At 71.8% G+C, this 25,300-nt stretch carries 21 protein-coding genes; 12 read left to right on the forward strand and 9 right to left on the reverse strand.

Going from position 1 to position 25,300, the window contains the following annotated elements:
- Nucleotides 1–31 precede the first annotated feature (31 nt).
- The 3 genes from ACGFMP_RS25995 (at nt 32) to mycP (ending at nt 2,062) form a co-directional block, all read left to right on the forward strand.
- Entirely contained in the window at nt 32–370 is a 339-nt protein-coding gene (locus tag ACGFMP_RS25995; protein ID WP_393675392.1) for a WXG100 family type VII secretion target, read from the forward strand.
- 48 nt (nt 371–418) lie between these two features.
- Nucleotides 419–715 carry a WXG100 family type VII secretion target gene (locus ACGFMP_RS26000; RefSeq protein WP_073500333.1) on the forward strand — a complete coding sequence of 99 codons (297 nt, stop codon included), beginning with the start codon at nt 419–421 and terminating at the stop codon, nt 713–715.
- Nucleotides 716–892: 177 nt separating this feature from the next.
- Complete coding sequence (mycP, locus tag ACGFMP_RS26005) at nt 893–2,062, forward strand: type VII secretion-associated serine protease mycosin (RefSeq protein ID WP_393675421.1); 1,170 nt, start codon at nt 893–895, stop codon at nt 2,060–2,062.
- A 206-nt stretch (nt 2,063–2,268) separates the two neighbouring features.
- Here the strand turns inward: mycP and ACGFMP_RS26010 are convergent, their stop codons facing one another.
- From ACGFMP_RS26010 to eccCa, 8 genes are all read right to left on the reverse strand, one after another.
- Nucleotides 2,269–3,567 carry a YrhB domain-containing protein gene (locus ACGFMP_RS26010; protein ID WP_393675393.1) on the reverse strand — a complete coding sequence of 433 codons (1,299 nt, stop codon included), beginning with the start codon at nt 3,565–3,567 and terminating at the stop codon, nt 2,269–2,271.
- 4 nt (nt 3,568–3,571) lie between these two features.
- Complete coding sequence (locus tag ACGFMP_RS26015; RefSeq protein WP_393675394.1) at nt 3,572–3,934, reverse strand: YrhB domain-containing protein; 363 nt, start codon at nt 3,932–3,934, stop codon at nt 3,572–3,574.
- An 84-nt stretch (nt 3,935–4,018) separates the two neighbouring features.
- Complete coding sequence (locus ACGFMP_RS26020; RefSeq protein WP_393675395.1) at nt 4,019–5,710, reverse strand: putative T7SS-secreted protein; 1,692 nt, start codon at nt 5,708–5,710, stop codon at nt 4,019–4,021.
- Between the two features lie 250 nt (nt 5,711–5,960).
- A complete protein-coding gene (locus ACGFMP_RS26025; protein ID WP_393675396.1) occupies nt 5,961–6,251 on the reverse strand; it encodes a hypothetical protein in 291 nt (96 codons plus the stop codon).
- Nucleotides 6,252–6,255: 4 nt separating this feature from the next.
- Complete coding sequence (locus ACGFMP_RS26030; protein WP_393675397.1) at nt 6,256–8,061, reverse strand: putative T7SS-secreted protein; 1,806 nt, start codon at nt 8,059–8,061, stop codon at nt 6,256–6,258.
- Nucleotides 8,061–8,711 (reverse strand): hypothetical protein, encoded by a 651-nt coding sequence (locus ACGFMP_RS26035; protein ID WP_393675398.1) that lies wholly within the window; start codon nt 8,709–8,711, stop codon nt 8,061–8,063. The genes ACGFMP_RS26030 and ACGFMP_RS26035 overlap by 1 nt, the downstream gene beginning before the upstream one ends.
- Entirely contained in the window at nt 8,708–9,334 is a 627-nt protein-coding gene (locus tag ACGFMP_RS26040; RefSeq protein ID WP_393675399.1) for a hypothetical protein, read from the reverse strand. The genes ACGFMP_RS26035 and ACGFMP_RS26040 overlap by 4 nt, the downstream gene beginning before the upstream one ends.
- Before the next feature lie 107 nt (nt 9,335–9,441).
- Nucleotides 9,442–13,371, reverse strand: coding sequence for a type VII secretion protein EccCa (gene eccCa / locus ACGFMP_RS26045; protein WP_393675400.1), 3,930 nt, complete (start codon nt 13,369–13,371; stop codon nt 9,442–9,444).
- 135 nt (nt 13,372–13,506) lie between these two features.
- Between eccCa and eccD the strand changes: the two genes are divergently transcribed.
- The 6 genes from eccD (at nt 13,507) to ACGFMP_RS26075 (ending at nt 20,691) form a co-directional block, all read left to right on the forward strand.
- A complete protein-coding gene (eccD, locus tag ACGFMP_RS26050) occupies nt 13,507–14,973 on the forward strand; it encodes a type VII secretion integral membrane protein EccD (protein ID WP_393675401.1) in 1,467 nt (488 codons plus the stop codon).
- A gap of 224 nt (nt 14,974–15,197) precedes the next feature.
- The gene (rpsO, locus tag ACGFMP_RS26055) at nt 15,198–15,485 is read left to right on the forward strand and encodes a 30S ribosomal protein S15 (RefSeq protein ID WP_033173003.1); all 288 of its coding nucleotides are present in this window, start codon (nt 15,198–15,200) and stop codon (nt 15,483–15,485) included.
- A gap of 314 nt (nt 15,486–15,799) precedes the next feature.
- Entirely contained in the window at nt 15,800–18,022 is a 2,223-nt protein-coding gene (locus ACGFMP_RS26060) for a polyribonucleotide nucleotidyltransferase (RefSeq protein WP_393675402.1), read from the forward strand.
- Nucleotides 18,019–19,395, forward strand: coding sequence for a M16 family metallopeptidase (locus ACGFMP_RS26065; RefSeq protein ID WP_393675403.1), 1,377 nt, complete (start codon nt 18,019–18,021; stop codon nt 19,393–19,395). The genes ACGFMP_RS26060 and ACGFMP_RS26065 overlap by 4 nt, the downstream gene beginning before the upstream one ends.
- Nucleotides 19,396–19,463: 68 nt before the next feature.
- Nucleotides 19,464–20,237, forward strand: coding sequence for a 4-hydroxy-tetrahydrodipicolinate reductase (gene dapB / locus ACGFMP_RS26070; protein WP_393675404.1), 774 nt, complete (start codon nt 19,464–19,466; stop codon nt 20,235–20,237).
- Between the two features lie 4 nt (nt 20,238–20,241).
- Nucleotides 20,242–20,691 carry a hypothetical protein gene (locus tag ACGFMP_RS26075; protein ID WP_393675405.1) on the forward strand — a complete coding sequence of 150 codons (450 nt, stop codon included), beginning with the start codon at nt 20,242–20,244 and terminating at the stop codon, nt 20,689–20,691.
- A 28-nt stretch (nt 20,692–20,719) separates the two neighbouring features.
- Here the strand turns inward: ACGFMP_RS26075 and ACGFMP_RS26080 are convergent, their stop codons facing one another.
- Nucleotides 20,720–21,265, reverse strand: coding sequence for a hypothetical protein (locus ACGFMP_RS26080; protein WP_393675406.1), 546 nt, complete (start codon nt 21,263–21,265; stop codon nt 20,720–20,722).
- Between the two features lie 216 nt (nt 21,266–21,481).
- On the opposite strand from ACGFMP_RS26080, the gene thyX reads away from it, so the two are divergent.
- The 3 genes from thyX (at nt 21,482) to ACGFMP_RS26095 (ending at nt 25,152) form a co-directional block, all read left to right on the forward strand.
- Nucleotides 21,482–22,237: an FAD-dependent thymidylate synthase gene (gene thyX / locus ACGFMP_RS26085; protein WP_393675407.1), complete on the forward strand. Its 756-nt coding sequence runs from the start codon at nt 21,482–21,484 to the stop codon at nt 22,235–22,237.
- Nucleotides 22,238–22,424: 187 nt separating this feature from the next.
- Entirely contained in the window at nt 22,425–23,324 is a 900-nt protein-coding gene (dapA, locus tag ACGFMP_RS26090) for a 4-hydroxy-tetrahydrodipicolinate synthase (protein ID WP_393675408.1), read from the forward strand.
- A gap of 142 nt (nt 23,325–23,466) precedes the next feature.
- Nucleotides 23,467–25,152 carry a ribonuclease J gene (locus ACGFMP_RS26095; protein ID WP_393675409.1) on the forward strand — a complete coding sequence of 562 codons (1,686 nt, stop codon included), beginning with the start codon at nt 23,467–23,469 and terminating at the stop codon, nt 25,150–25,152.
- The last annotated feature ends 148 nt before the right edge of the window (nt 25,153–25,300 follow it).

The following is a 25,300-nucleotide window of genomic DNA, read 5'->3' on the forward strand; positions in this document are numbered from 1 at the left end:
CACGCGATTGCATGGGGGAGGGGCAGAAATCATGACTGCCGGAATGAAGGTCACCGCGGCCTCACTGGCCAAGCTGGAAACCGACATCTACGACATGGTCGGCTCGATGGACCGTCAGGTGAAGGCGCTCCAGACGGTGATCGACAACCTCGAAGGTCACTGGCGGGGTATCGGTGCCAATGCCTTCAACTCACAGCAGAGCCTGATCAACGAGGACCACCGCGTGCTGGCGATCCTGCTCAACAAGATCAAGGAAGCCGTGCACGACACCAACCTCACCTCGGGCTCGACCGATGAGGATGTCCTCCAGGACATGAAGAGCATCGACATCAACGGCAGTGCTGCGGGCAGCGGCATCGCCGGTCTCTGACGACCACCACGCCACGAGCCCTATCACCTACTTCCATGGGGGGTAATCATGTCTGATCCCGGTGAACTCAAGGTCACTTATTCCTCGCTCGACGAGGCCGCAGGCGCGATCAAGCAGCAGGCCGGTCAGCTCGAGACCGACCTCGACAACCTGCTGACCCGTGTCCGCGCCGTCGCCGCGTACTGGGAGGGCGACGCGCAGACCGCCTTCCACGCGGTCGCCAACGAGTGGGCGAACCGTACCCACCACATGCACGAGGTGCTGGAGTCGATCGCGAGCAAGGTGCAGATCGCGAGCGGTCACTACAACGCGGCCGACAAGAAGGCCGCGTCGTACTTCGGCTGAGACTGAACCGGTCGTGCGGCCGACCCGGACCGGCTGGTCGTCATGGCCGACCGGCGGGTCGGCGCGACAGGCCGGCCCATCGGGGCGTAGGGGCCGAGGAGAGGCGTCGTGAGGGTTGCAGGGCCGCCGCGTCGGCGTGCGCTGTCGGTGGCCGCTGCCACGGCAGTTCTGGTGCTGATGCCGGGAGTGATCCTGGGCGCGGCCGCGACCGCGTCCGCCTCTCCCGTCCAGCCTGATTCGCCGCACGCCGCCCAGCCGCTCGACGGCGACGGGCAGTGCACCTTTCCCGCTCCGCCGGTCAAGCAGACCCCCTGGTCGTTGCAGCGCGTCCTGATGAACCAGCTGTGGCAGAGCACCGAGGGCCGTGGCGTCAAGGTCGCGGTGATCGACTCGGGGGTGGACATCAAGAACCCCCAGTTGACCCAGGCCGTCGACGCCTCGAAGAGCGTCGACCTGATAGACGCCAAGGGCCACGGCACGTCCGACCCCGTCGGGCACGGTACGGAGGTGGCGGGCATCATCGCCGCCCGTCCCGCGCCCTCCACCGGTTTCGTGGGCCTCGCGCCCGAGGCGACGATCATCTCGATCCGGCAGGCGAGCGAGGACGGCACCGGCACCGTGCCGCATCTGGTGACGGCATTGCAGAGGGCCGTCAGCGCGGGCGCCCAGGTCATCAACATCTCGCAGGACACGCCGGGTGACGCGCCCGATCTGCGGAACGCCATCGCCGCCGCCGTGCGCGCCGATGTGGTGGTCGTCGCCTCCGCGGGCAACGCCGGCGGTGACGGCAAGGCGCGGACCACCTATCCCGGCGCCTACCCCGGTGTGCTGGCGGTCGGCGCATCGGACCGCAACAACGAACGCGCCTCCTTCTCCCAGGCGGGGGACTTCGTCGGCGTGGCCGCGCCCGGCGTGGACATGCTGTCCACCGTTCCCGGCGGAGGCCAGTGCGTCGACAACGGCACCAGTTTCGCGGCGCCGTACGTCGCCGGGGTCGCCACGCTGATCCGCGCGAAGCACCCCAAGTGGACGGCGCAGCAGGTCATCGCGCAGATCGAGCAGACCGCACAGCGCACCTCGCTCGGCCACAACTCGCTGGTCGGCTGGGGCGTCGTGGACCCGGTCCGCGCGCTCACCGACGACGAGAAGCCGATCGACTCGCCGACGCCCGATCCCGGAGTGCTCAAGGGGCAGGACCGGGTCGTACCCGCCGCCCTCACCTTCGGCGACCCCGCGCGGCAGCGGCAGAAGCGCACCGCGGCGTACGTGGTGAGCGGGATGGCGGTGGCGCTGCTGCTGATCACCGGTACGACCGTGGCACTGCGCGACCGCAAGCGCCGCTCCTGACCCGTCGGGTCCGCCGAGGCCGCAGCCCAGCGAGGCGGCCGCGTACGCCGTGCCCGCGTACGCCGTGCCCGCGGGCAACCGCACCGCCTGACGCGGCCCGACCGACCGGAGCCACCCACCGACCGGCGCGGACGACCGCGCGACAGCCTCAGCCCGGCCGACCCGCGAGCGCGAAACCACACCCTCGGGCGCCCCGGGCGCCACCCTCAGCGGTACTGGATCAGGTGCAGCGACCGCACCCCTTCGCTCTCCAGCTCGGCCGGGGCGTCCCTGGCCGTGTCGATGAGGACGAGGCCGGTCCCGGTCTGAGCGGCGACGCACAGCAGCCCGACCGACTCCCGGCCGCGCCGGTCGTTCCTGCGCAACCACACCACCGACCGTGAGCCGACCGGCATCTCCATCACCTCGGCCAGCACGGTCCGCCAGTCGGTGAAGTCGGTCACGCCGACCACCTCGCCGAGCGGGCTCATCGTCGGCGCGAACCACGCCGCGGGGCCGGGTTCGGGCGGCAGCGGGAATCCGTCGACGCCCGGTTGCGCGCCCTGGTCCCAGCGGTCGAGCCAGCCCCACGGGTCGGAGTTCGGCAGGCCGAAGGGCACGGAGCCGTCCTTCGGCACCACCAGCGCCGCGTCGAGCATCGCGTGCTGCGGATTGCCGTCGGCCAGGAAGGCGCGGGTGTTGCAGGCGAACAGCCAGCCGCGGGAGGTCTCGTCTGCGGGGGAGGGGTCCACCAGGACGACCTGGTCGCCGTGCACGTGCCGGAGCCATGCCTCGGCCGCGCGCACCGCGCCCGTCAGGTCCGCGGCGCCCCGGCCCACGGGCTGTGCGGCAGGCGTCGCGGCGGGCGGCGGGATCCTGGCCAGCATGATCTGCCGCACGTTCTCGGTCTCCAGCCGGGCGAGCCGCCGCGCCTGCGGGTCGAGCAGTGCGACCTGGCCGTCCTTGTTCTGCGCGTAGAGCAGGTGGCCGGTCGCCTCCGCCCCGTGCAGTTCACGGCGGACCCAGACCACGCCCGCGGTGCCGGGCCCCGGCTCGCCGACCGCCGCGATCACCGTGTCCCAGTCAGGGCACGGGCCGACCTCGGCCGTGGGGAAGTAGCGGCGCAGGAAGTCGTCCCACCAGCCGGGGCCCTCGTGGGCGGACTGCCAGGGCAGCGCGGTCGCGGGCGCCCCGCCGACGGTGGCGTGCGCCGCGAGGACGGCGCCCCTGGCGTTGGTCCTGCGGGACTGCTCTGCGGGGTCCCGCGGCCGCGGGTCGTTCTCGAAGTCGGCCAGGTCGCCCCACGGGTCGTCGGTGGCCGGATGGAAGGGCGGGATGCCGTTCTTCGGCACGCACACCAGGGAGGTGAGCATGGGTGCGACCGCGGCGGTGCCGGAGGCCGGCCGCGGGGCGGCGCTGAACACCCAGGCCTGCGGGGTCTCGGCGACCGGCGTGCGGTGCACTTCCAGCGGTATGTCGTAGGTGGCGCTCAGCCATTCGTGGGCGAGGTGGAAGGGGTCGGTCATGTCCTCAGGCCCCCGGGGAGGGCGGCTGCCGGGTCCACTGGGTGCCGAAGACACGGGGGTCGGTCAGCTGCTCGAGCCGCTGGGGCCATGTCCCGTCCTCGAACCACGCCTGGGCTTCGCTCGCGGTCAGGGCGCTCGGCGTGAAGTCGACCAGCGAACCGTCCTTGAAGACCACCAGCTGCCGCACCATCGGCGCCTGGGTGAAGTCGCCGGTGTCGATGTGCTCCTGCGAGTCGAAGCCCACGGTCCAGGCCAGCCGGTGCTCCGCGGCGGCCCCCGGCCCGATCACGATGGTCGGCGGCCCGTCGCCGTACCGGTCCCGAAGGAACGCCCAGGCGGCGGCGAGCGCCTCCTCCTCGGTCTTCACAGGGTGCACCTTTCGTCGTTCTCCACGTCGTACGTCACACACGCGGGTCCTGCCCGTGTGCCCGGAGCGGGCCGGGCGACCAGGCTACTTGTACGGCATGTACTTGATGTTCACGCCCGATTCGAGGTTCGCCAATCGGCCGGTCTGCCCGTCGAGGAAGACCACGCCGTTGCCGTCGCGCACGACGTTGAAGACGTGCGCGGTCGTGCCGCGGTCGATGTAGACCACGCCGCGGGAGCCTTCGCCGCGCGCGTTCATGTCCTTGATGATGTCGTCGTAGCTGCCGACGTCCTCCCATTGGGCCTTCGGGTTGCCCAGCTTGGCGGGGCTGGGCCACTGGGCGTCCTTCAGCGGGGTGGCCTGGGAGGGCACGCCGTCGAGGCGGTCGTTGACCGCTTCGACGTTCTTGGAGCAGTTGTTGGTGTAACCCGGCTTGCCGGTGTCGTTGACGTCCTTGAGCCACGGGTACTCGTCGTGCAGGAATTGCGCTTCCTCGGCCGGGGTCATCGAACCCTGGTGGAAGGCGGCGCCCTTGACGTCCCCGGTGGGCTTGGCGAGGCCCTTCCACTTGCTGCCGCTCTCGGCCGCGTCCTTCGCGGCCTGCTCCGCGGCGTCCTTGGCCGCGCTCTCGGCGCCCGCCTTGGCGCCCGCGCTGCCCCCGTCGGTGGCCAGCGCCAGCAGGATGTTGCCGACGAGGCGGCCTCCCGCCTCGTCGCCGTCGGAGCCCCATCCGCTGCCGAGCAGCGCGGCGGGGAGCCGCTCGGGGTGCGCGGTCATGTCCACGAGGCCGGCGGCGGTGGCGTTGAGGTGGGTGAGGTACTGCGCCGGGTGGGTGAGGTTGTACGGGTCGTAAGGGTTCAGGCCGCGGGCGAACTTCAGGATGTCGGTGCCGCTGCGTATCAGCCCGCCGGCGAAGTGCTCGGCCTGGATCGGCGCGGACTTCAGGAAGTCGCCGCCGTCGCCCTTCATCCGGTCGGTGAAGTCCGGCTTGGCGGGTGCGAGCGCGGTCGCGGTACGGACCTTCGCCTCCGTCTCGCCCGCGACCGTGTCGCGCTGCCTGCGGGCGGCGTCGAGTATCTCCTTGGCGTGGTTCTTGTCGCCGGCGCCGGGGTCGACGAACGCGTCGGGGGCGACCGGCGGCTTGCCGGGGTCGTCGTTGCCGTCCACCAGCTTCTTGTAGCTGTCCAGGTCGGCGTTGTACTGGTCGACCTTCGTGTTGTAGGCCGCCGCGGCCTTCTTCCGCGCCTCGGTGCCCTGCTTCCACAGCCGTACGGCTTCTTTGGCCTGGTCCTGCGCCCAGTCGACGGTGAAGGCGTAGTGCTCCAGCGCGTCCGACGCGTCCTGGCAGGCGGTCGCCGCCTTGGCCCACTTCGCCGGCTGCGGGGCGAACTTCGCCTTGAACGCCTCGGCTCCCGAGCCCTCCCAGGTGCCGGGGTCGAGGTGGGTCAGACCGGTGTGGCCGGTGTCGAAGGCGGAGTGGAAGCGGCTCAGGTGGCCGGAGACCTCGCGGAGTTTCGCCGAGTCCCCGTGGATGAGTTCCTTGGGGTCCTCGGTCTGGCCGAGCTGCTGCTCGTCGACGTGGGCGCCGAGGTGGTCGGCGATCGAGTCGCCGTGGTCGTCGACCCAGTCCGCGGCGTCGTGCAGGCCCACGTGGTCCAGGCCGTCGCCGAGGAGGTGGGCGCCGTCGTCGATCAGTTCGCCGGTCTTCTGCTTGGCCTTGCCGAGCAGCTTCTCGCCGCCGTCGCCGATCTTGTCGATCAGGCCTCCGATGCCCATCAGCCCACCCCCGCGGTGCTGTTGCGCGGTGCCGGTTCGGCGGCCGGACCGCTTGTGACTGTGTTGACGATCCGGCACATCCTTTCAGGTTTCAGCCACGGGTCGCATCTTCGGCAGCGGAACGGCCAGGCCACAGGGGGTGACAGAGCGCGGCGGAAGGGATGTTTCCGGCCTTCCGCTTGGGTCGCCGCGTCCGGCCGCGCGCACCCGGTGGCGGGGCGGCGGCTGCGGTCGCTCGCCGAGCGCCCGATCAGGCCCGGGGCGGTGTCCGGATGGCGCGGTAGTAGTCGGCCGTCGCCTCGTCACCCCGGTAGGGCACCGCTGTGGCCTCCCCGGTGAGCTTGTCGACCACGACGGCGGCCGCGCCCGGCTGCGTCATGTGCGGGGGCTGCCCGGGAAGCCGCGGCGGGGGCGGCGGGAAGATGGGCAGCACGATGAATCCGACGTCGAACTCGGTGACGCTCATCGGGGCGGCCTCACCGTTCGGCAGCGGCCACCGGTAGCGGCCCGCGGTGATCCGCCGGGCGTCGTCTTCGTTCACGTGATCACTCCTGCGCTGCTGTTCCGGCCGATGCACGGGGGACCGGCCGCCGTTCGGGGTCGAGGACGTAGTGGAAGACGTGCCGCGCCACCGGGTGGATGGGCTCCCTGCTCACGACACCTGACTGCGGGTCGAACCAGAACACCTCGCCGTTGTGGTTCAGCGCGGTGAAGACATGGGCGGTGCGCACACCGTCGGACTTCCGCGGCCACTCGATGTGGACGAGGGCACTCGACCCGTGCCCCGACGCGTGCACGTCGTCGGCCACCCGCTGGTAGCCGGCCTCCCCGGGCCCCGCGTAGTGGAAGGACGTGCCGCCCCAGACGTTGCCGTTCTCCACACCGAACCGCTCGGCGGTCAGCACGTCGAGCTTGCCCTCCGCGTCCCTGCTGAGCGTCCGGGCGGCTGCGACCTGCGGGTTGCCGTACCAGGTCTCCAGCGCGGCGCGTACGTTGTCGGCGCAGTTGTTGGACCGGCCCGGCACCCCTGGGCCGCCGTCGTTCTGCCACTTCGTCCAGGACTCGCGCGGGTCGGGATACCGCTGGAAGCTGCCGTCGCGGTTGCGCGGCACCGCCCTTTCGAGGGCCCGCTGATCGATCTCGTCGACCGGCTGGAGCCCGTCGTCGCCGCCGCGCAGCGCGCTGCGGATGTCCTCCAACGTGGCGCCCCGCGGGGGTACCGCGTTGCGCCAGCCGGCGGCGCTGCGCCCGGCGGCGCTGCCGCCGTCGGTCGCGATGGTCAGCAGGACGTTGCCCATGAGCCGTCCGCTCGCCTCGTCGCCGTCGCTGCCCCAGCCGGTGCCGAGCAGGAGCGCGGGCAGCCGCTCGGTGTGCACGGAGAGGTCGAGCAGCCCGGCGGCGGTGGCGTTGAGATGGGTCAGATACCGCGCCGGATGGGTGAGGTTGTAGGCGTCGTACGGGTTCAGGCCGCGGGTGAAGCGGATCGCGTCGGCGCCGCTGCGGATCAGCCCGCCGGCGAAGTGCTCGAGCTGGATCGGGAGGGCGCTCAGCAGGTCCGTCCCGCGGCACTCCAACCGGTCGGTGAAGTCCGGCAGCCCGGGGGCGAGTCCGGTCGCGGACCGCACCGCGGCCGCCGCGCCGGACGCGACCGCGTCGCGCTGCTCACGCGCCGAGTCCAGGAGCTCGACCGCGGCTCCGCGGTCGGCCGCGCCCGGGTCGGTGAAGGGCCCCGGCGGCGCCCCTTCGCCGCCGCCTGCCGCCACGTCCGCGTTGTAGCGGTCGACCTCGGCGTCGTAGGCCGCGGCGGCCTTCTTCCACGCCTCGGTGCCCTGCTTCCACAGCCGCACGGCCTCCTTCGCCTGGCCCTGCGCCCAGTCCACGGTGAAGGAGTAGTGCTCCAGCGCGTCGGCCGCCTGCTGGCAGGCGGCCGCAGCCCGGCCCCAGGCGCCGGGCTGCGGCGCGAAGGCCGCGCGGAAGGCGTCGCCGCCCGCGCCGTACCAGTTGCCGGGGTCGAGATGGGACAGGCCCGTGCGCCCGGTGTCCAGGGCGGTGTGCAGCCGCCGCAGATGGCCGACCGCGCCGCGGATGCGGCCGGCGTCGCCGTGCAGCAGCTCCTCGGGGTCCTCGCTCTGCCCCAGTTCCTGCTCGGCCACCGGGGCGCCCAGCCAGTCGGCGACCTTGTCGCCGGTGTCCTCGGTCCACTCCGCCGCGCTGTGCAGCCCGGCGGCGTCGAGCCCCGCGGCCAGCAGGTGGGCGTTGTCGTCGAGCAGGGAGCCGGCCTTGTGCTCCGCGGAGCGCAGCAGCCGGTCGCCGCCTTCGCCGATCGCGTCGATCAGCCCGCGGACGCCCATCAGCCGCCGCTGCCGGAGCCACCGCCTTGCGCCTGCGCGCGTTCCTCAGGGGTGGGGCCGTAGATCCGGTCGAGCGTCCGGTCGTAGTCGTCCTGGTGCCCGCTGAGTGTCGCCGCGGTCTCCAGCGGGATCGACCGGCTCATGTCGTGGGCGGTGTCCTTCCAGGTCTGACCCATCTCGGACGCCGCCTGCTGCGCGGACTTGGCGCTGAAGTCGGGGTGCAGGAAGTCGTTGACCGGGTTGTCGGCGCCGATCTGGCCCCAGGACATGTCCTCCTCCTGCTCCTCGGTCAGGTTCGGATTGCCGAGGTCGGAGGCCACGACGACCTTGAGGGTCTTCATGGCGTACTGGTCCATCTCGTAGTACGTGCCCGCCGACAGGCCCAGCCGCTGGGCGATCTGGTCGGCGTCCTGGACGATGGTCCGCACGCCCCACTCCCAGCGGTCGCAGAAGCCGCCGAAGGCCGACGTCAGCCCGGAGTGGCCGGTCTGCATGCCGGTCAGCTTGAGGTTGGAGAAGCCGCGGCCGACATCGGCCGCCGCCTCCTGGCCCATCGACTGGAGTTCGTGGATGACGCCGTTGAGCCCGGACGCCGTCTGGGCCAGCGCCGTCTCGGTGACGTTGTAACCGCTCCCGCCGCCTCCGGTCATCGTTCCTCCCCGTTCACCGCCGCGGCGTCCACCGCGGCCTCGTCAGGTACCACACCCGCCACCGGCGGGAAGATCATCGGCCGGCTGCCCGCCACGTCCAGTGCCACTCCGGCCGGTTCGCCGACCGCGGGCACCACCTCGTCCAGCAGCCGCCACCCGTGGACCGTCACGTAGTCCACCGCGGCCGAGCCGTCCGCTCCCCGCGCCACCGCGAAGCGCGCCAACTCGGTGTCGTCGGAGAACGCGTACACCCAGTGCACGCCGCCCATGCTCGTCGCCCACAGGTCGCCGCCGTCGAGTGTCGGCACCATCACGGTGCTCGCCCGGAAGGCGTCGAGGAGCGCGTCGGGGTCGCCGTTGCCCGCGTGCAGGTCGGCCAGTTCCGAGACCAGGGCGGCGTGGGCGCCCTCCCGGGCGCTCGGCAGCATCCCGAAGTCCGCGGCCACCGGCACCGGCAGGCTGCCGCCTGCGCCGTCCACCAGCTCCGTCAGCCGCGACCACGCCGGGCCGTCGCCGTCCGGTGCGGCGGACCCCGCGCCCCTGCCGTCCGGGTGCCGGCCGCCTGCCCCGGCGGGCGCCGCGTCACCGCCGGAACCGTAGAGCCGGTTCCAGTCCGCCTTCATGATCGTGCCCCCATCGCCAGTGCTGCCGCAGGTCGGCGGCCGCACTCATCCCGCAAAAAACCTAGCAGGCGGCGCCGTCGGCGGAATCCGGCCGTCAACCCTCCCGGTCACCCCTCCGGGGTCCAGGCCAGCTGTACCAGTCGGCTGCCGCCGCGCCGCGCGGCGAAGATCGCCCGCCCGGGTGGCATCTGCCGAGGCCGGACCGAGCTCATCAGCTCGCCCTCGTTCGGGTCGCCGGACAGGACCAGGCCCTGCGCGGCGAGTTCCTTGGCGCGCTGCATGAACGGCTCGTACATCGAGCGCCCGGCGCCGCCGCTGCTGCGGGCGATGATGAAGCGCACCCCGACGTCGCGCGCGAAGGGCAGGCTGTCGGCCAGCTGCGCCATCGGGTTGCTGCCCGCCGCGACCAGCTCGTAGTCGTCGATCAGCACGAACAGCTGCGGGCCGCTCCACCAGCTGCGGTCGCGCAGCTGCCGGGGCGTGACATCCGGGCCGGGCGCACGCCGCTCGACCAGCTTCTGCACCTCGGTCATGTGCGTCTCCATGGCCGCGGACGCCGCGATGTACTCCAGCACATGGCTGTCGGGCAGCGAGCCCAGCAGGGTGCGCCGGTAGTCGCCGACCACCAGCATGGCCTCCTGCGGGGTGTAGCGCTGGCTGAGCTGCCGGGCGATGTGCCGCAGGGCGGCCGTCTTGCCCGACTCGCTGTCGCCGAAGATGATCAGCACCGGGTCGGTCTCGAAGTTCACGAAGACCGGTGCGAGTGCCGTCTCGTCGATGCCGATGGCGACCCCGCGCTCCGGGAAGCGCGAACCGTCGGGCAGCTGCTCCGCCGTGAGCATCGTCGGCAGCATCCGGATGCCTGGCGCGGGCGCCCCGCGCCAGGCCGAGTTGACGGCCTCGACCAGACCCGCGCCGCCCTCGGTGAGGTCGGCGGACGACGAACTGCCGTCGATCCGCGGCAGACCCGCCATGAAATGCAGCTGCGCCGGCGTGATGCCCCGGCCGGGCACACCGGCCGGCACGTTCGCGGCGACCTTGCGGTTGATCTCCGAGTCCATGGTGTCGCCGAGCCGCAGTTCCAGGCGGTTCAGCAGCTGGTCCTTGAGCGCCGCCCTGACCTCCATGTAGCGCGACGCCGTGAGCACCACGTGCACGCCGAAGCCGAGGCCGCGCGCGGCGATGTCGGCGACCACCGGCTCCAGGCGCTCGTTGTCCTGCTTGAACGCCCCCCAGCCGTCGATCAGCAGGAAGACGTCGCCCCACTGCTCGTCCGGCAGCTCACCGGTCGCCCGCAGCCTGCGGTACGACGCCACCGTGTCGATGCCGCGGCTGCGGAAGACCTCCTCGCGCCGGGCCAGCACCCCCGCGACCTCGGCGACCGCACGGCGCACCCGGTCGGGCTCCAGCCGTCCGGCGACACCGCCCACGTGGGCCAGGCCGTCCACCGCCCGCAGCGCGCCGCCGCCGAAGTCCAGGCAGTAGAACTGCACCTCGTGCGGTGTGTGGGTGAGCGCGAAGGACGCCACCAGGGTGCGCAGCATCGTCGACTTGCCGCTGCGCGGGCCGCCGACGATCAGACCGTGTCCTGCCGCGCCGCTGAAGTCCAGCGTCAGCGGGTCGCGGCGCTGCTCGAACGGCTTGTCCACGATGCCGAGCGGCACCGAGAGCCCGCCGAGCGCCACCCCGCTGGTCGCCTGCAGACCGCGGTCCGCCGACACCGCGAGCGGCATCAGCCGGTCGAGGCTGGGCGCCTCGTCCAGCGGCGGCAGCCACACCTGGTGCGCCTCGGGCCCGCGGCCTTCGAGGCGCCGCACCAGCACGTCGAGGACGGTGTCGGCCACGGCGTCGTCCCGCTGCACGGCCGGCCGCACCGCGGGGGCGCTCATGGCCACCGGCGCCGCGGTGAACGGCGCGGCCCGCCGGCCGCCCTGCGCGCCGCCGCCGGCCTCGGCCTCCCGGCCCCTGCGGTGCGGGCCCGACACGTAGGCGGCCTTGAACCGCACCATCGTGTCGGTGCCGAACTTCAGATAGCCGGAACCCGGCACCGACGGCAGGTGGTAGGCGTCGGGCACGCCGAGCGCGGCCCGTGACTCAGAAGCGGAGAAGGTCCGCAGGCCGATGCGGTAGGACAGGTACGTGTCGAGGCCGCGCAGCCTGCCCTCCTCGAGGCGCTGCGAGGCCAGCAGCAGGTGCACACCCAGCGATCGGCCGATCCGGCCGATCTGGATGAACATGTCGATGAACTCGGGCTTGGCGGTGAGCAGTTCGCTGAACTCGTCGATGACGAGCACCAGCGACGCCAGCGGTTCGAGTGCCGCGCCCGCGGTCCTGGCCCGCTCGTAGTCGTGGATGTTGGCGTAGTTGCCGGTGGACTTCAGCAGCTCCTGGCGGCGCTGGAGTTCACCGGTGATCGAGTCGCGCATGCGGTCGACCAGGGTCAGGTCGTCCGCGAGGTTGGTGATGACGGCCGAGACGTGCGGCATCTCGCTCATCCCGGCGAAGGTCGCACCGCCCTTGAAGTCGGCGAGCACGAAGTTCAGCGACTCGGAGGAGTGCGTGACGGCCAGGCCGAGCACCAGGGTGCGCAGCAGCTCGGACTTGCCGGAGCCGGTGGCGCCCACGCACAGCCCGTGCGGACCCATGCCCTCCTGCGCGGCCTCCTTCAGGTCCAGGTGGACCGGCTCGCCGTCCTCGCCCACACCGATCGGCACCCGCAGCCGCTCGTGCTGGCTGCGCGGGACCCAGCCGCGCGCGACGTCGAAGGAGGAGGCCTCGCCGATGCCCATCAGGTCGGTGAAGTCCAGGTTGGACAGCAGCGGTTCGTCGTCGCCGCCGTCGGCGGGCCGCAGCGGCGCCAGCTGCCGGGCCAGCGACTCGGCCTCGATCGCGCTCAGCCGGTCGGGGGTGCCGCCGTAGGCGCCGCCGGCCGCCGAGCGCAGCAGCATCTCCTCGGAGGTGCAGCGCAGCCACAGGTCGCCGCGCGGCTCGCCGGTCTCGCCGGGCGCCATCTCCACCACGGTGACGCCGAGCAGGCCCTCACCGCCCGCCAGCACGGAGGTGGCCGGGACCGTGCCGCCGTCCACGAAGACCACCACGTGCGGCTGGTCGAGCAGCGGGGCCGCGTCGCGCTGGAACCGCGGCCGGTCCTCCAGCCTGCCGTGCAGCAGCTCCTCCAGCTCGCCCACGTCGCCCACCACGAGCCGCCGGGTGCCCGCACCGTCCAGCTCGGACGGCGACTGCGTGTGCGGCAGCCACTTGACCCACTCCCACTCGCGCAGCGCCGACGGCGAGGCGGCCACGCCGAGTGCCAGGTCGGCGGGTGAGTGCAGCGTCGACAGCTGGGCGATCATCGCCCGCGCCTGCCCGTAGACCGCCTCGGGGTCACCGGTCAGCGCGACATGCGAGAACGCCCGCAGCGACACGGCCAGCGGCAGCGCCTCGACCGTGCCGTAGGCGGCGATGAAACGCTGCATGGCGTGTGCGGTGAGGGGTTCCAGCTGGTCGACGGGGGCGGTGTCGGGGGCGACCAGCGGGGTGGCCAGCTGCTGCGGGGCGAGCCCGACCCGTACCTGCCCGAAGTCGTCGTCGCCCGGGCGGCGTTCCCACACCCGCTTGCCTTCGGCGGCCAGCGCCCACAGCTGGTCGGGTGCGGGGTGGGTGTAGAGCTGGCTGCTGCGCTGCTGGTCGGCGACCTTGCGCGCCTTGCGGCGCTGCTGGGCGAGGTACTTGAGGTAGTCGCGGCGGCTGTCGGCCATGTGCCCGCTGGCACCCTGGCGGGTCCGCACGACCTGCGCGATCGCCATCGCGACCATCGAGGTGAGCATCAGGCCGCCCATCACCTTCATGATGGGCTGCGATCCCGGCATGAAGAAGTAGGCCGCCGACCCGCCCATGGCGAGCATGGGCAGCAGCATCATCATCACGCCCTGGTCCTGGCCGCGCTGCAGTTCGGGCGGTGACGCCAGTTCAAGCTCTTCCGACGGCATCTCGGGCGGGAATGCCCGCGCCGGACGCTTGACGATGACCGAACTCACTGATGTGCTCGCCCCCCGGGATCATCGACCCGTTGTGATTGATATTTTGTCGCAGATACTACTTACAGCCACCGTCCACCGGCCAGGCGGGAGTTGGCTGCTCGCGGAACTCCGCACACGAGGGGGCACAGCGCGGTGAGCACGATCTCAGCGACCGGGTTCTGTCGCGTCACGGTCGTAGCACCGGACAGCAGGATCGACGTGGCACTGCCGGACGACCTGCCGGTCGCCGACCTCCGTCCCGACATCCTGCGGCTGTCGGGACAGGTGCAGACCGAGGAGGAGCCCACCGGCTTCCACCTCGTCCGCAGGGACGGCAGCGTCCTCGACCCCTCCCTGTCGCTGTCCGCCCAGCGCGTCCTCGACGGTGAACTGATCGCGCTGCGGGCCTTCGCGGAGTCCCTGCCGCCCGCCGTCCACGACGACGTGGCCGACGCCATCGCCACCGCGGTCGTGCGCGACCGCCGCCGCTGGAACGACGACCTGATGCGGGTCGTCGGCCTGACCGGCGGCGCGGTGCTGCTGGTCATGATGGGCTTCGTGCTGTGGTGGGCCGAGCCGGTCAGGCACGACATGCACTCGATGCCGGGCGTCGTCGCCGGGGTGCTCGGCACGGTCCTGGTCGCCTTCGCCGCCGTACGCGCCCGCATCTACCGCGACCGCGCCGCCGCGGTCGCCCTCGGCCTCGCCGCGCTGCCGCACCTGCTGATCGCCGGCTCCGGCATCGTCGCCCCCGACCACGGGCAAGGTCCGGGCCGGCTCCAGTTCATGGTCGGCTGCGCCACCGTGCTGCTGGCCTCGGCGATCCTGGTCGCGGTCCTGCCCACGGGTGACGCGCCCTTCGTCGCGTCCGCCTTCCTGGCCGCCGCCGGCACCCTGGCCACCTACGCCGCCATCGCCACCGACGCCCCGCCGCGTGCCGTCGCCTCGGTCGCCGCCGTCGCGGCCGTGGCCCTGGTGGGCTTCCTGCCCGGCTGGTCCGCGCGCTTCGCCCGGCTGCCGATCGGCTTCGGCTCGCCCGAGCCGTCCGCCGAGATCATGGAGCGCTACGGCGACCGGCGCGAGCCCGAGCAGGCCATCGACTACGAGGCGGTCGCCGCACAGGCCCGCCGCGGCCACGAACTGCTGCTCGGCCTGGTCGGCGGCTGCGCGGCCACCGTCGTCGGTGCCGCCGCCGTGATGAGCTTCTCCGACTCCGCGCCCGCCCAGGTGCTCGCCCTGACCGCAGGGGTGGCGGCGCTGCTGCGCGCCCGGCTCTTCCGCTACACCAGCCAGGTCGCCAGCCTGGTGGTGGCGGGCATCCTCGCGGTGGCCCTGCTGATCCTCGGGCTCGCGCTGAACCCCGACGTGTCGCTGCTGATCCACCTGGCCAGGGGCGACCACGGACCGCTCGACCTGCACACGCTGTGGCTGTCCGCGGCGATCGCGGCCGGCGCGGTGCTGCTGGTCGCGATCGGGCTGATCGTGCCCCGCAAGGGGGTCTCCCCGTTCTGGGGCCGCAGCCTCGACCTCGCCGAGGGTGCGATCCTGCTGTCGCTGGTCCCGCTGTGCCTGGGTGTGCTCAAGGTCTACGGCTCCGTCCGCGGGCTGAGCAGCGACTGACGTACCCGGCCGGGGCAGGCTGCGGGGGTGCCGCCGGGTGGCCGGCACCGGGCGGCGGGCGCCGCTGACCCGCCGGTAATCCGCCCGGCGACCTGCTGGTACCCTGGCTGACGGTCACCTGTGTGTTCACGCCCGGTGACCGTATGCCGTGCGAGTCACCTGAGATTTCCCCGCGATGCAGACCGGGGACGCTCGCCGGCCGATGAACCCCATGAGGAGTCCGTATGTCGCTCGACGTCGAGACGAAGAAGCAGATCATCGCCGAGTTCGGCACCAAGGAGGGCGACACCGGCTCCCCCGAGGTCCAGGTCGCGCTGCTGTCGCGCCGGATCTCGGACCTGACCGAGCACCTCAAGACCCACAAGCACGACCACCACTCGCGTCGTGGTCTGCTGATCCTGGTCGGCCAGCGCCGCCGTCTGCTGCAGTACCTGGCCAAGAAGGACATCACGCGCTTCCGTGAGCTCCGCGAGCGCCTCGGCATCCGTGCCGGCGCGGCGGGCGTTCGCTAGGGACGCGTGGAGGGGAGCGGTGCCCGCACGACGGGGGCCGCTCCCTTTGCCATATGCACCGAAGTTGCGGGCACCAGGTCACCAGCCGCACACATGACGTGCGCGACCCCTGCGTCGTCTGGTGCAATGGTGCTGTTGACAACGTATGAGGAGGAGCGTCCTCCTATCCGCCGCAGACGCCGGTCCTCGGTAGTGGCCCCCGGGTGGTTCCACCCCCGGTGGCTTCGATCGAAGACCGGCCCCCGGCAGGACGCCCCTCCACCGATGGCCCGCGAGGACACGCCCCGCGGGCAAGGACGAGGAGAATCCCCATAGTGGAGAACGAGACCCACTACGCCGAAGCCGTGATCGACAACGGCACCTTCGGCACCCGCACCATCCGTTTCGAGACGGGCCGGCTGGCCCGCCAGGCCGCCGGCTCCGCCGTGGCCTACCTGGACGACGACACCATGGTGCTGTCGGCCACGAGCGCGTCCAAGCAGCCCAAGGAGCACTTCGACTTCTTCCCCCTCACGGTGGACGTCGAGGAGCGCATGTACGCGGCCGGCCGGATCCCCGGTTCCTTCTTCCGCCGCGAGGGCCGCCCGTCCGAGGACGCCATCCTCACCTGCCGGCTGATCGACCGCCCGCTGCGCCCGTCCTTCGTCAAGGGCCTGCGCAACGAGATCCAGGTCGTCTGCACGATCATGGCGCTCAACCCCGACCACCTCTACGACGTGGTCGCCATCAACGCCGCCTCCTGCTCCACGCAGCTGGCGGGCCTGCCCTTCTCCGGCCCGATCGGCGGCGTCCGCGTCGCGCTGATCCGCGGCCAGTGGGTGGCCTTCCCGACGCACACCGAGCTCGAAGAGGCCGTCTTCGACATGGTCGTCGCGGGCCGCGCCCTGGAGGACGGCGACGTCGCGATCATGATGGTCGAGGCCGAGGCCACCGCGAAGACCATCCAGCTGGTCGAGGGCGGCGCCGAGGCGCCGACCGAGGAGGTCGTCGCCGCAGGACTGGACGCCGCCAAGCCGTTCATCAAGGTGCTCTGCAAGGCGCAGTCCGAGCTCGCGGCCAAGGCCGCCAAGCCCACCGCCGAGTTCCCGATCTTCCTGGACTACCAGGAGGACGTCTTCGAGGCTCTCGAGGCCGCTGTCACCGGCGAGCTGGCCAAGGCGCTCACCATCGCGGGCAAGCAGGCCCGCGAGGCCGAGCTCGACCGGGTCAAGGGCCTGGCCGCCGAGAAGCTGCTGCCGCAGTTCGAGGGCCGCGAGAAGGAGATCTCCGCGGCCTACCGCTCGCTGACCAAGAAGCTGGTCCGCCAGCGCGTGATCCGCGACAAGGTCCGCATCGACGGCCGCGGCGTCACCGACATCCGTACGCTGGCCGCCGAGGTCGAGGCGATCCCGCGGGTGCACGGCTCGGCGCTCTTCGAGCGCGGCGAGACCCAGATCCTCGGTGTCACCACGCTGAACATGCTCCGGATGGAGCAGCAGCTCGACACCCTGGCGCCGGAGACCCGCAAGCGCTACATGCACAACTACAACTTCCCGCCGTACTCGGTGGGCGAGACCGGCCGCGTGGGCTCGCCCAAGCGCCGTGAGATCGGCCACGGCGCCCTCGCCGAGCGCGCCCTGATCCCGGTCCTGCCGACCCGCGAGGAGTTCCCCTACGCGATCCGCCAGGTCTCCGAGGCGCTGGGCTCCAACGGCTCCACGTCGATGGGCTCGGTCTGCGCCTCCACCATGTCGCTGCTGAACGCCGGTGTGCCGCTCAAGGCCCCGGTCGCCGGTATCGCCATGGGCCTGATCTCGCAGGAGATCGAGGGCGAGACGCACTACGTCGCGCTGACCGACATCCTCGGCGCCGAGGACGCGTTCGGCGACATGGACTTCAAGGTCGCCGGCACGAAGAAGTTCGTGACCGCGCTCCAGCTGGACACCAAGCTGGACGGCATCCCCGCGTCCGTGCTGGCCGCGGCCCTCAAGCAGGCCCGCGACGCCCGGCTGCACATCCTCGACGTGATGATGGAGGCCATCGACTCCCCGGACGAGATGTCGCCGAACGCGCCGCGGATCATCAGCATCAAGATCCCGGTGGACAAGATCGGCGAGGTCATCGGCCCCAAGGGCAAGATGATCAACCAGATCCAGGAGGACACCGGCGCCGACATCTCCATCGAGGACGACGGCACGGTGCTGATCGGCGCCACCGAGGGCTCGCAGGCCGAGGCGGCGCGTGCGGTGATCAACCAGATCGCCAACCCGACCATGCCCGAGGTCGGCGAGCGTTACCTGGGCACGGTCGTGAAGACCACCACCTTCGGCGCCTTCGTGTCGCTGATGCCCGGCAAGGACGGGCTGCTGCACATCTCGCAGATCCGCAAGCTCGCCGGCGGAAAGCGCGTCGAGAACGTCGAGGACGTCCTCGGCGTCGGCGCCAAGGTGCAGGTCGAGATCGCCGAGATCGACCAGCGCGGCAAGCTCTCGCTCGTCCCCGTCATCGAGGGCGAGGACGGCGACGCCGAGGACGCGAAGGACGAGTCGGCCAAGTGACGACTCGCTCCACCGCTGCGACGGCCCGCCCCTCCACCAAGGGGCGGGCCGTCCGCACACGGACCCTGCTGCCCGGCTCCGACGGCGTCGGCACGGTACGCCGCAGCGTGCTGCCCGGCGGCCTGCGGGTCGTCACCGAGACGCTGCCGACCGTACGCTCCGCCACTTTCGGCATCTGGGCGGCGGTCGGCTCCCGCGACGAGACCCCGGTGCTCAACGGCGCCACCCACTACCTGGAGCACCTGCTCTTCAAGGGCACCCAGCGGCGCAGCGCGCTCGACATCTCCGCCGCGGTCGACGCCGTCGGCGGCGAGATGAACGCGTTCACCGCGAAGGAGTACACCTGCTACTACGCCCGGGTGCTCGACACCGACCTGCCGCTGGCCATCGACGTGGTCTGCGACATGCTCACCGGCTCGCTGATCCGCCAGGAGGACATCGACGCCGAGCGCGGCGTCGTCCTCGAGGAGATCGCGATGACCGAGGACGACCCGGGCGACCAGGTCCACGACCTCTTCGGCACCGCCATGCTCGGCGACACCCCGCTCGGGCGTCCCGTCCTCGGCACCGTCGAGACCATCAACGCGCTCACCCGCGACCAGGTCGCCCGCTTCTACCGCAAGCACTACGACCCCACCCGCCTGGTGGTCGCCGCGGCGGGCAACATCGACCACGCCAGCGTCGTACGGCAGGTCCGCCGCGCCTTCGACAGGGCCGGCGCCCTGCGCGACCCCGACGCGCTGCCCCAGCCGCCACGGAACGGCGCACGCACGCTGCGGGCGGCGGGCCGTGTCGAGGTGCTCGACCGGCGCACCGAGCAGGCGCATGTCGTCCTCGGCATGCCGGGCCTGTCCCGCACCGACGAGCGCCGCTGGGCGCTCGCCGTGCTCAACACCGCGCTCGGCGGGGGCATGAGCTCCCGGCTGTTCCAGGAGGTCCGCGAGAAGCGCGGCCTTGCCTATTCGGTGTACTCGTACACCTCGTCCTTCGCCGACTGCGGCCTCTTCGGCGTCTACGCCGGCTGCCAGCCCGGCCGGGTACAGGAAGTGCTCAAGATCTGCCGGGACGAGCTGAACCAGGTCGCCGACCACGGCCTGACCGACGAGGAGCTGCGCCGCGCCATCGGCCAGCTGTCCGGGTCGACCGTCCTCGGCCTCGAGGACACCGGCGCACTGATGAACCGGATCGGCAAGAGCGAGCTGTGCTGGGGCGACCAGCTCTCGGTCGACGACCTGCTCGCCAGGATCGCCGCCGTGACGCCCGACGAGGTACGCGCGGTGGCCCGTGACGTGCTCGGGCAGCGCCCCTCACTGGCCGCCATCGGCCCGCTCAAGCAGAAGCAGATCGCCCGCCTGCACGAAGCCGTGGCATAGCGGGGACGGCCGCAGGGCCGCCCCGCACCACAGCACCTCTCACGCACGACTCGGAGGACCGGAAAACGATGAGCAAGCTCCGTGTGGCCGTCATCGGCGCCCAGGGCCGGATCGGCTCGGCGGCGGCCGCCGCCGTCGAGGCCGCGGACGACCTCGACCTGGTCGCCGCGATCGACCGCGACGACCCGCTGGACACGCTGACCGCGGCCGGCGCCCAGGTCGCGGTGGAGCTGACCCACCCCGACGCGGTCATGGGCAACCTGGAATTCTGCGTCGGGCACGGCATCCACGCCGTGGTCGGCACCACCGGGTGGACCGAGGAGCGGCTGGCGCGGCTTCGCGGCTGGCTGGCCGCCGCAGACGGCACCGGAGTGCTCGTCGCTCCGAACTTCTCCATCGGCGCCGTCCTGACCATGCAGTTCGCCCGCCAGGCGGCCCGCTGGTTCGAGTCGGCAGAGGTCATCGAGCTGCACCACGACAACAAGGCGGACGCGCCGAGCGGCACCGCGACCCGCACCGCACAACTGATCGCCGCCGCCCGCTCCGAGGCCGGCCTGGCCCCGCAGCACGACCCGACGACCCACGGCCTCGACGGTGCCCGCGGCGCGGACGTCGACGGGGTGCCGGTGCACTCGGTACGGCTGCGCGGCCTGCTCGCCCACCAGGAGGTGCTGTTCGGCGGCACCGGCGAGACGCTCACCATCCGGCACGACTCGCTGCACCACAGCAGCTTCATGCCGGGCATCCTGCTCGCCGCCCGTACCGTTCCCGGGGTCCCCGGCCTCACCTACGGGCTGGAGAACTTCCTCGACGGGACGGAACCGGGCCACCGGGAGGACTGACCGCATGCGCTCCAAAATCAGCTACGCCGCCTCAGCCGTCGCGCTGCTCTTCTACTTCGTGCTGGTCGGCGACCGCGGGGTGCTGCTGATCGCCGACGGGCGGCCGGTCACCGTCGCCTTCGGCGTCGCGGTGCTGGTGCTCCCGATGATCGGTGCCTGGTTCCTGTGGCACACCACGCAGTTCGCCCGGCACGCCGGGCGCCTCGGCCGGGAGCTGGAGGCCGAGGGCGGGCTGCCGGTCGACGAGCTCGTCCGCACACCCAGCGGCCGTATCGACCGGGACTCGGCCGACGCGGTCTTCGCGAAGCGGCAGGCGGAGACCGAGGCGGCGCCGGACGACTGGCGCAACTGGTTCCGGCTGGCCGTCGCCTACTTCGACGCCCGCGACACGCCGCGGGCGCGCAAGGCCATGCAGCGCGCCATCGCCCTGCACGACGGCAGGCCCCAGCGGTAGGGGGCCCAGGGCCGCGGGACGGGCCGGCTCAGCGCTGCTCCGCGGCCCAGCCCTCGATGGTGTCGGCGGCCAGGTCGAACGCCTCGACCCGGCCGAGGAAGTCCGCGCTGTGGTCGGTGAGCTGCGCGCGCAGCGGTTCGCCGCTCTTCCGGGTGATGATCAGTGCCTGCCCCTGGACGCTGCGCGGCAGCCCCAGCACCCGGACCGGCTGCTGCGCCGTACGCACCGAGCCGACCTTGCGCCACGGGAGGGTCACCGTGCCGAAGAAGGCGGTCTGCCGCAGCCCCTTGCCGCTCACCCACACGCCGACCCGCAGCAGTCGCAGCGTGGCGACTATCACCAGCACGGCCACCAGGAAGCACACACCTCCGCCTTGCGTGTCGCCCGCGGCGGCCATGATCAGGGCGGCGAACAGCAGATACGACGCCAGCATCAGCGAGAGCGCTGCGGCGGCGACCCGCCACGGCCCCAGGCTGTAGGGCCGCACCCAGCGGTCCTGCTCGAGATGGGGCAGCGGCCGGGGGCCCGCCAGGTCGTCGGGCGCGTCGGTCACGGAGCTGTAGGGCAGGGACACGCGGAGAATCCTCTTCCGGTTCCGGCGGGGTGGTGCGGGGCGGGCTGCGCCCCGATCCGGTGAGGCTAGCCGCCACAGTGGCCCCACGGCTACTTCGGGTCGGCCGATCGGCCGCCACCGGCCGCTCCGGTCTCCCTTGCCGATCCGGTGCCGGGCAGCGGCCCTGCCAGCGCCTAGGCTGGTCGCCGCAATGCCGCCCACAGGAAGGACACTCCGGTGCCGACCGACTTCCCCACCGGGACCCCCGACTCCCCGGCCCCCGTCGAGTTCCGGGACGACGTCACCGTCGACCTCGTCAAGCACAGCGCGTCGGACTCCGACGTCCTGTGGGCGGCTCGGGTCTCCACTGCGGGCGAGCAGTCACTCGAAGAGCTCACCAAGGACCCGGAGCGGTCCAAGGGACTGCTCAACTTCCTGATGCGCGACCGCCACGGCAGCCCCTTCGAGCACAACTCGATGACCTTCTTCATCACCGCGCCGATCTTCGTGTTCCGGGAGTTCATGCGCCACCGCGTCGGCTGGTCCTACAACGAGGAGTCCGGCCGCTACCGCGAGCTGCAGCCGGTCTTCTACGTGCCGGGGCAGGACCGCAAGCTGGTCCAGCAGGGCCGTCCCGGGAAGTACGAGTTCGTGCACGGCACACCGGAGCAGCACAAGCAGACCGTGGCGGCGATGGAGGACTCCTACGCGCAGTCGTACGCCTCGTACCAGGCGCTGCTCGCCGACGGCGTCGCCCGCGAGGTGGCCAGGGCCACCCTTCCGGTCGGCCTGTACTCGTCGATGTATGCGACCTGCAACGCCCGCTCGCTGATGCACTTCCTCGGCCTGCGCACCCAGCACGAGCTCGCGACGGTGCCGTCCTTCCCGCAGCGCGAGATCGAGATGGTCGGCGAGCGGATGGAGACGGCCTGGGCGGAGCTGATGCCGCTCACCCATGCGGCCTTCAACGCGAACGGACGCGTCGCCCCGTAGCGGAGCGGCCGCCGGCCTCGCGGCAGCCGAATGTCCGAAGTGTTCGGATTGCAGGCATTCGCGAGGTTCATCTACGCTTCAGAAACGGACTCCGGCGGTGCCTGAACCCCCGAGCAGACACCGCCGGAGTCCTTTGCGCAGGTCCCACGGCTGCGTGCCCCCATACACACCGAGTAGCGTGGGACCCATGGCTCCGACCTCCACCCCCAAGGCCCCCTTCGGGCGGGTACTGACCGCAATGGTCACGCCGTTCACCACGGACGGCGCACTCGACCTCGCCGGCGCCCAGCAGCTCGCCACCCACCTCGTGGACGCGGGCAACGACGGACTCGTCGTGAACGGCACCACCGGGGAGTCGCCCACCACGAGCGACACGGAGAAAGACCAGCTCGTACGGGCTGTGGTCGAAGCGGTCGGCGACCGTGCCTTCGTCATCGCGGGCGTCGGCACCAACGACACCCGGCACAGCACCGAGCTCGCCCGCCAGGCCGAGCGCGGCGGCGCCCACGGGCTGCTCACGGTCACGCCGTACTACAGCAAGCCGCCGCAGGAGGGCCTGTACCGGCACTTCACCACCATCGCCGACGCCACCGGCCTGCCCGTCATGCTCTACGACATCCCCGGCCGCAGCGGCGTCCCCATCGACACCGAGACCATCGTCCGGCTGGCCGAGCACCCCAGGATCGTCGCCAACAAGGACGCCAAGGGCGACCTCGGTGCGGCCGGCTGGGCACTCGGCCGCAGCGGCCTGGCCTGGTACTCAGGTGACGACATGCTCAACCTGCCGCTGCTCTCCATCGGCGCCACCGGCTTCGTCTCCGTCGTCGGCCACCTCGTCACCCCCGAGCTGCGCGCCCTGCTGGACGCGTACACCGGCGGCGACGTCGCGAAGGCGGCCGAGATCCACCAGCGGCTGCTCCCGGTGTACACCGGAATGTTCCGCGCCCAGGGCGTCATCACCACCAAGACCGCCCTCGCGCTGCGCGGACTGCCCGCAGGCCCGCTCCGGCTCCCGCTCACGGAGCTGGGCCCGGAGGCCACCGAACGCCTCAGGAAGGATCTCGCCGCCGGCGGGGTACACCTCTGAACACAGACTTCACAACTGAATACGCAGTACCCGAACGCATACGCACCGCCCGAATGACGGTGCGCCAACGGAAAAGTCACATACAGTACCGCGCGCCACGGCCCAGGAAGGCCCTTCCGGCGTGCGTGATAGGGAGAAACTTTTGAGCCATCCGCACCCTGAACTCGGCCCCCCGCGGACTCTCACCGAAGGCGGCCTGCGCATCACACCGCTCGGCGGCCTCGGTGAGATCGGCCGCAACATGACGGTCTTCGAATTCGGCGGCAAGCTGCTGATCGTGGACTGCGGCGTCCTCTTCCCCGAGGAGGAGCAGCCGGGCGTCGACCTGATCCTGCCCGACTTCAGCTCCATCCGGGACCGCCTCGACGATGTCGTCGGCGTCATCCTCACCCACGGCCACGAGGACCACATCGGCGCCGTCCCCTTCCTGCTCAGGGAGAAGGACGACATCCCGCTGATCGGCTCCAAGCTCACCCTCGCGCTCATCGAGGCCAAGCTCCAGGAGCACCGCATCCGGCCGTACGCCCTGGAGGTCAAGGAGGGCGACCGCGAGCGCATCGGCCCCTTCGACTGCGAGTTCGTCGCGGTCAACCACTCGATCCCCGACGCGCTCGCCGTCGCCATCCGCACCCCGGCAGGCATGGTCGTCGTCACCGGCGACTTCAAGATGGACCAGCTCCCGCTGGACGGCCGGCTGACCGACCTGCCCACCTTCGCGCGGCTCGGCGAGGAGGGCATCGACCTGCTGCTCGCCGACTCGACCAACGCCGAGGTGCCCGGCTTCGTACCGCCGGAACGCGACATCTCCCAGGTGCTGCGGCAGACCTTCGCCAAGGCCGACAAGCGCATCATCGTCGCCAGCTTCGCCAGCCATGTGCACCGCATCCAGCAGGTGCTCGACGCCGCCCACGAACGCGGCCGCAAGGTCGCCTTCGTCGGCCGCTCGATGGTCAGGAACATGGGCATCGCCCGCGACCTCGGCTACCTCAAGGTCCCCGGCGGCCTGATCGTGGACGTCAAGGTCCTCGACGACCTGCCGGACGAGAAGGTCGTCCTGGTCTGCACCGGCTCCCAGGGCGAGCCGATGGCCGCCCTGTCCCGGATGGCGAACCGCGACCACCAGATCCGCATCGTGGAGGGCGACACCGTCGTCCTCGCGTCCTCCCTCATCCCGGGCAACGAGAACGCGGTCTACCGCGTCATCAACGGCCTCACCCGATGGGGCGCCAACGTCGTCCACAAGGGCAACGCCAAGGTGCATGTCTCAGGACACGCCTCGGCCGGCGAGCTCCTGTACTTCTACAACATCTGCAAGCCGCGCAATCTGATGCCGATCCACGGGGAATGGCGCCATCTGCGGGCGAACGCCGACCTGGGGCAGCTCACGGGCATCCCCAAGAACCGCATCGTCATCGCCGAGGACGGCGTCGCCGTCGACCTCGTCAACGGCGTGGCCAAGATCGCGGGCAAGGTGCAGGCCGGCTATGTCTACGTCGACGGCCTCTCGGTCGGCGACATCACAGAATCCTCGCTGAAGGACCGGCGCATTCTCGGCGAGGAGGGCATCGTCTCGGTCTTCGTCGTGGTCGACAGCACCACCGGCAAGCTCGTCGGCGGCCCGAACATCCACGCGCGTGGCTCGGGCATCGAGGACGAGGCCTTCGCCGCCGTCATCCCGAAGATCGAGGAAGGCCTGTCCAGGTCCGCCTCCGACGGTGTGATGGAGACCCGCCAGATCCAGCAGCTCATCCGACGGTCCGTCGGCAAATGGGTGTCCGACACCTATCGCCGGCGCCCGATGATCCTCCCTGTGGTCGTGGAGGTCTGACCCTCCGTCAAGCCACAGACCAGGAGCGGGGGGGGGGGGGGGGGGGGGGGGGGGGGGGGGGCGGCCCCGGGCGCGGGGGGCGGGGGGGCCCGCCCCCCCCCGCCCACCCGGGGCTGGGGGGGGGGGTGGGTGTGGGTAGGGGAAAAGG

The organism is Streptomyces sp. NPDC049040 (assembly GCF_043197715.1).
Taxonomy (GTDB): domain Bacteria; phylum Actinomycetota; class Actinomycetes; order Streptomycetales; family Streptomycetaceae; genus Actinacidiphila.

What these genes read in the sequence shown, in the direction of transcription:
- dapB (WP_393675404.1), top strand. Translation starts at nt 19,464, where the DNA reads ATGAGCAAGCTCCGTGTGGCCGTCATCGGCGCCCAGGGCCGGATCGGC.
- dapA (WP_393675408.1), top strand. Translation starts at nt 22,425, where the DNA reads ATGGCTCCGACCTCCACCCCCAAGGCCCCCTTCGGGCGGGTACTGACC.
- ACGFMP_RS26075 (WP_393675405.1), top strand. Translation starts at nt 20,242, where the DNA reads ATGCGCTCCAAAATCAGCTACGCCGCCTCAGCCGTCGCGCTGCTCTTC.
- ACGFMP_RS26020 (WP_393675395.1), bottom strand. Translation starts at nt 5,710, where the DNA reads ATGGGCATCGGAGGCCTGATCGACAAGATCGGCGACGGCGGCGAGAAG.
- ACGFMP_RS25995 (WP_393675392.1), top strand. Translation starts at nt 32, where the DNA reads ATGACTGCCGGAATGAAGGTCACCGCGGCCTCACTGGCCAAGCTGGAA.
- ACGFMP_RS26030 (WP_393675397.1), bottom strand. Translation starts at nt 8,061, where the DNA reads ATGGGCGTCCGCGGGCTGATCGACGCGATCGGCGAAGGCGGCGACCGG.
- ACGFMP_RS26000 (WP_073500333.1), top strand. Translation starts at nt 419, where the DNA reads ATGTCTGATCCCGGTGAACTCAAGGTCACTTATTCCTCGCTCGACGAG.
- mycP (WP_393675421.1), top strand. Translation starts at nt 893, where the DNA reads ATGCCGGGAGTGATCCTGGGCGCGGCCGCGACCGCGTCCGCCTCTCCC.
- ACGFMP_RS26010 (WP_393675393.1), bottom strand. Translation starts at nt 3,567, where the DNA reads ATGACCGACCCCTTCCACCTCGCCCACGAATGGCTGAGCGCCACCTAC.
- ACGFMP_RS26040 (WP_393675399.1), bottom strand. Translation starts at nt 9,334, where the DNA reads ATGAAGGCGGACTGGAACCGGCTCTACGGTTCCGGCGGTGACGCGGCG.
- ACGFMP_RS26035 (WP_393675398.1), bottom strand. Translation starts at nt 8,711, where the DNA reads ATGACCGGAGGCGGCGGGAGCGGTTACAACGTCACCGAGACGGCGCTG.
- rpsO (WP_033173003.1), top strand. Translation starts at nt 15,198, where the DNA reads ATGTCGCTCGACGTCGAGACGAAGAAGCAGATCATCGCCGAGTTCGGC.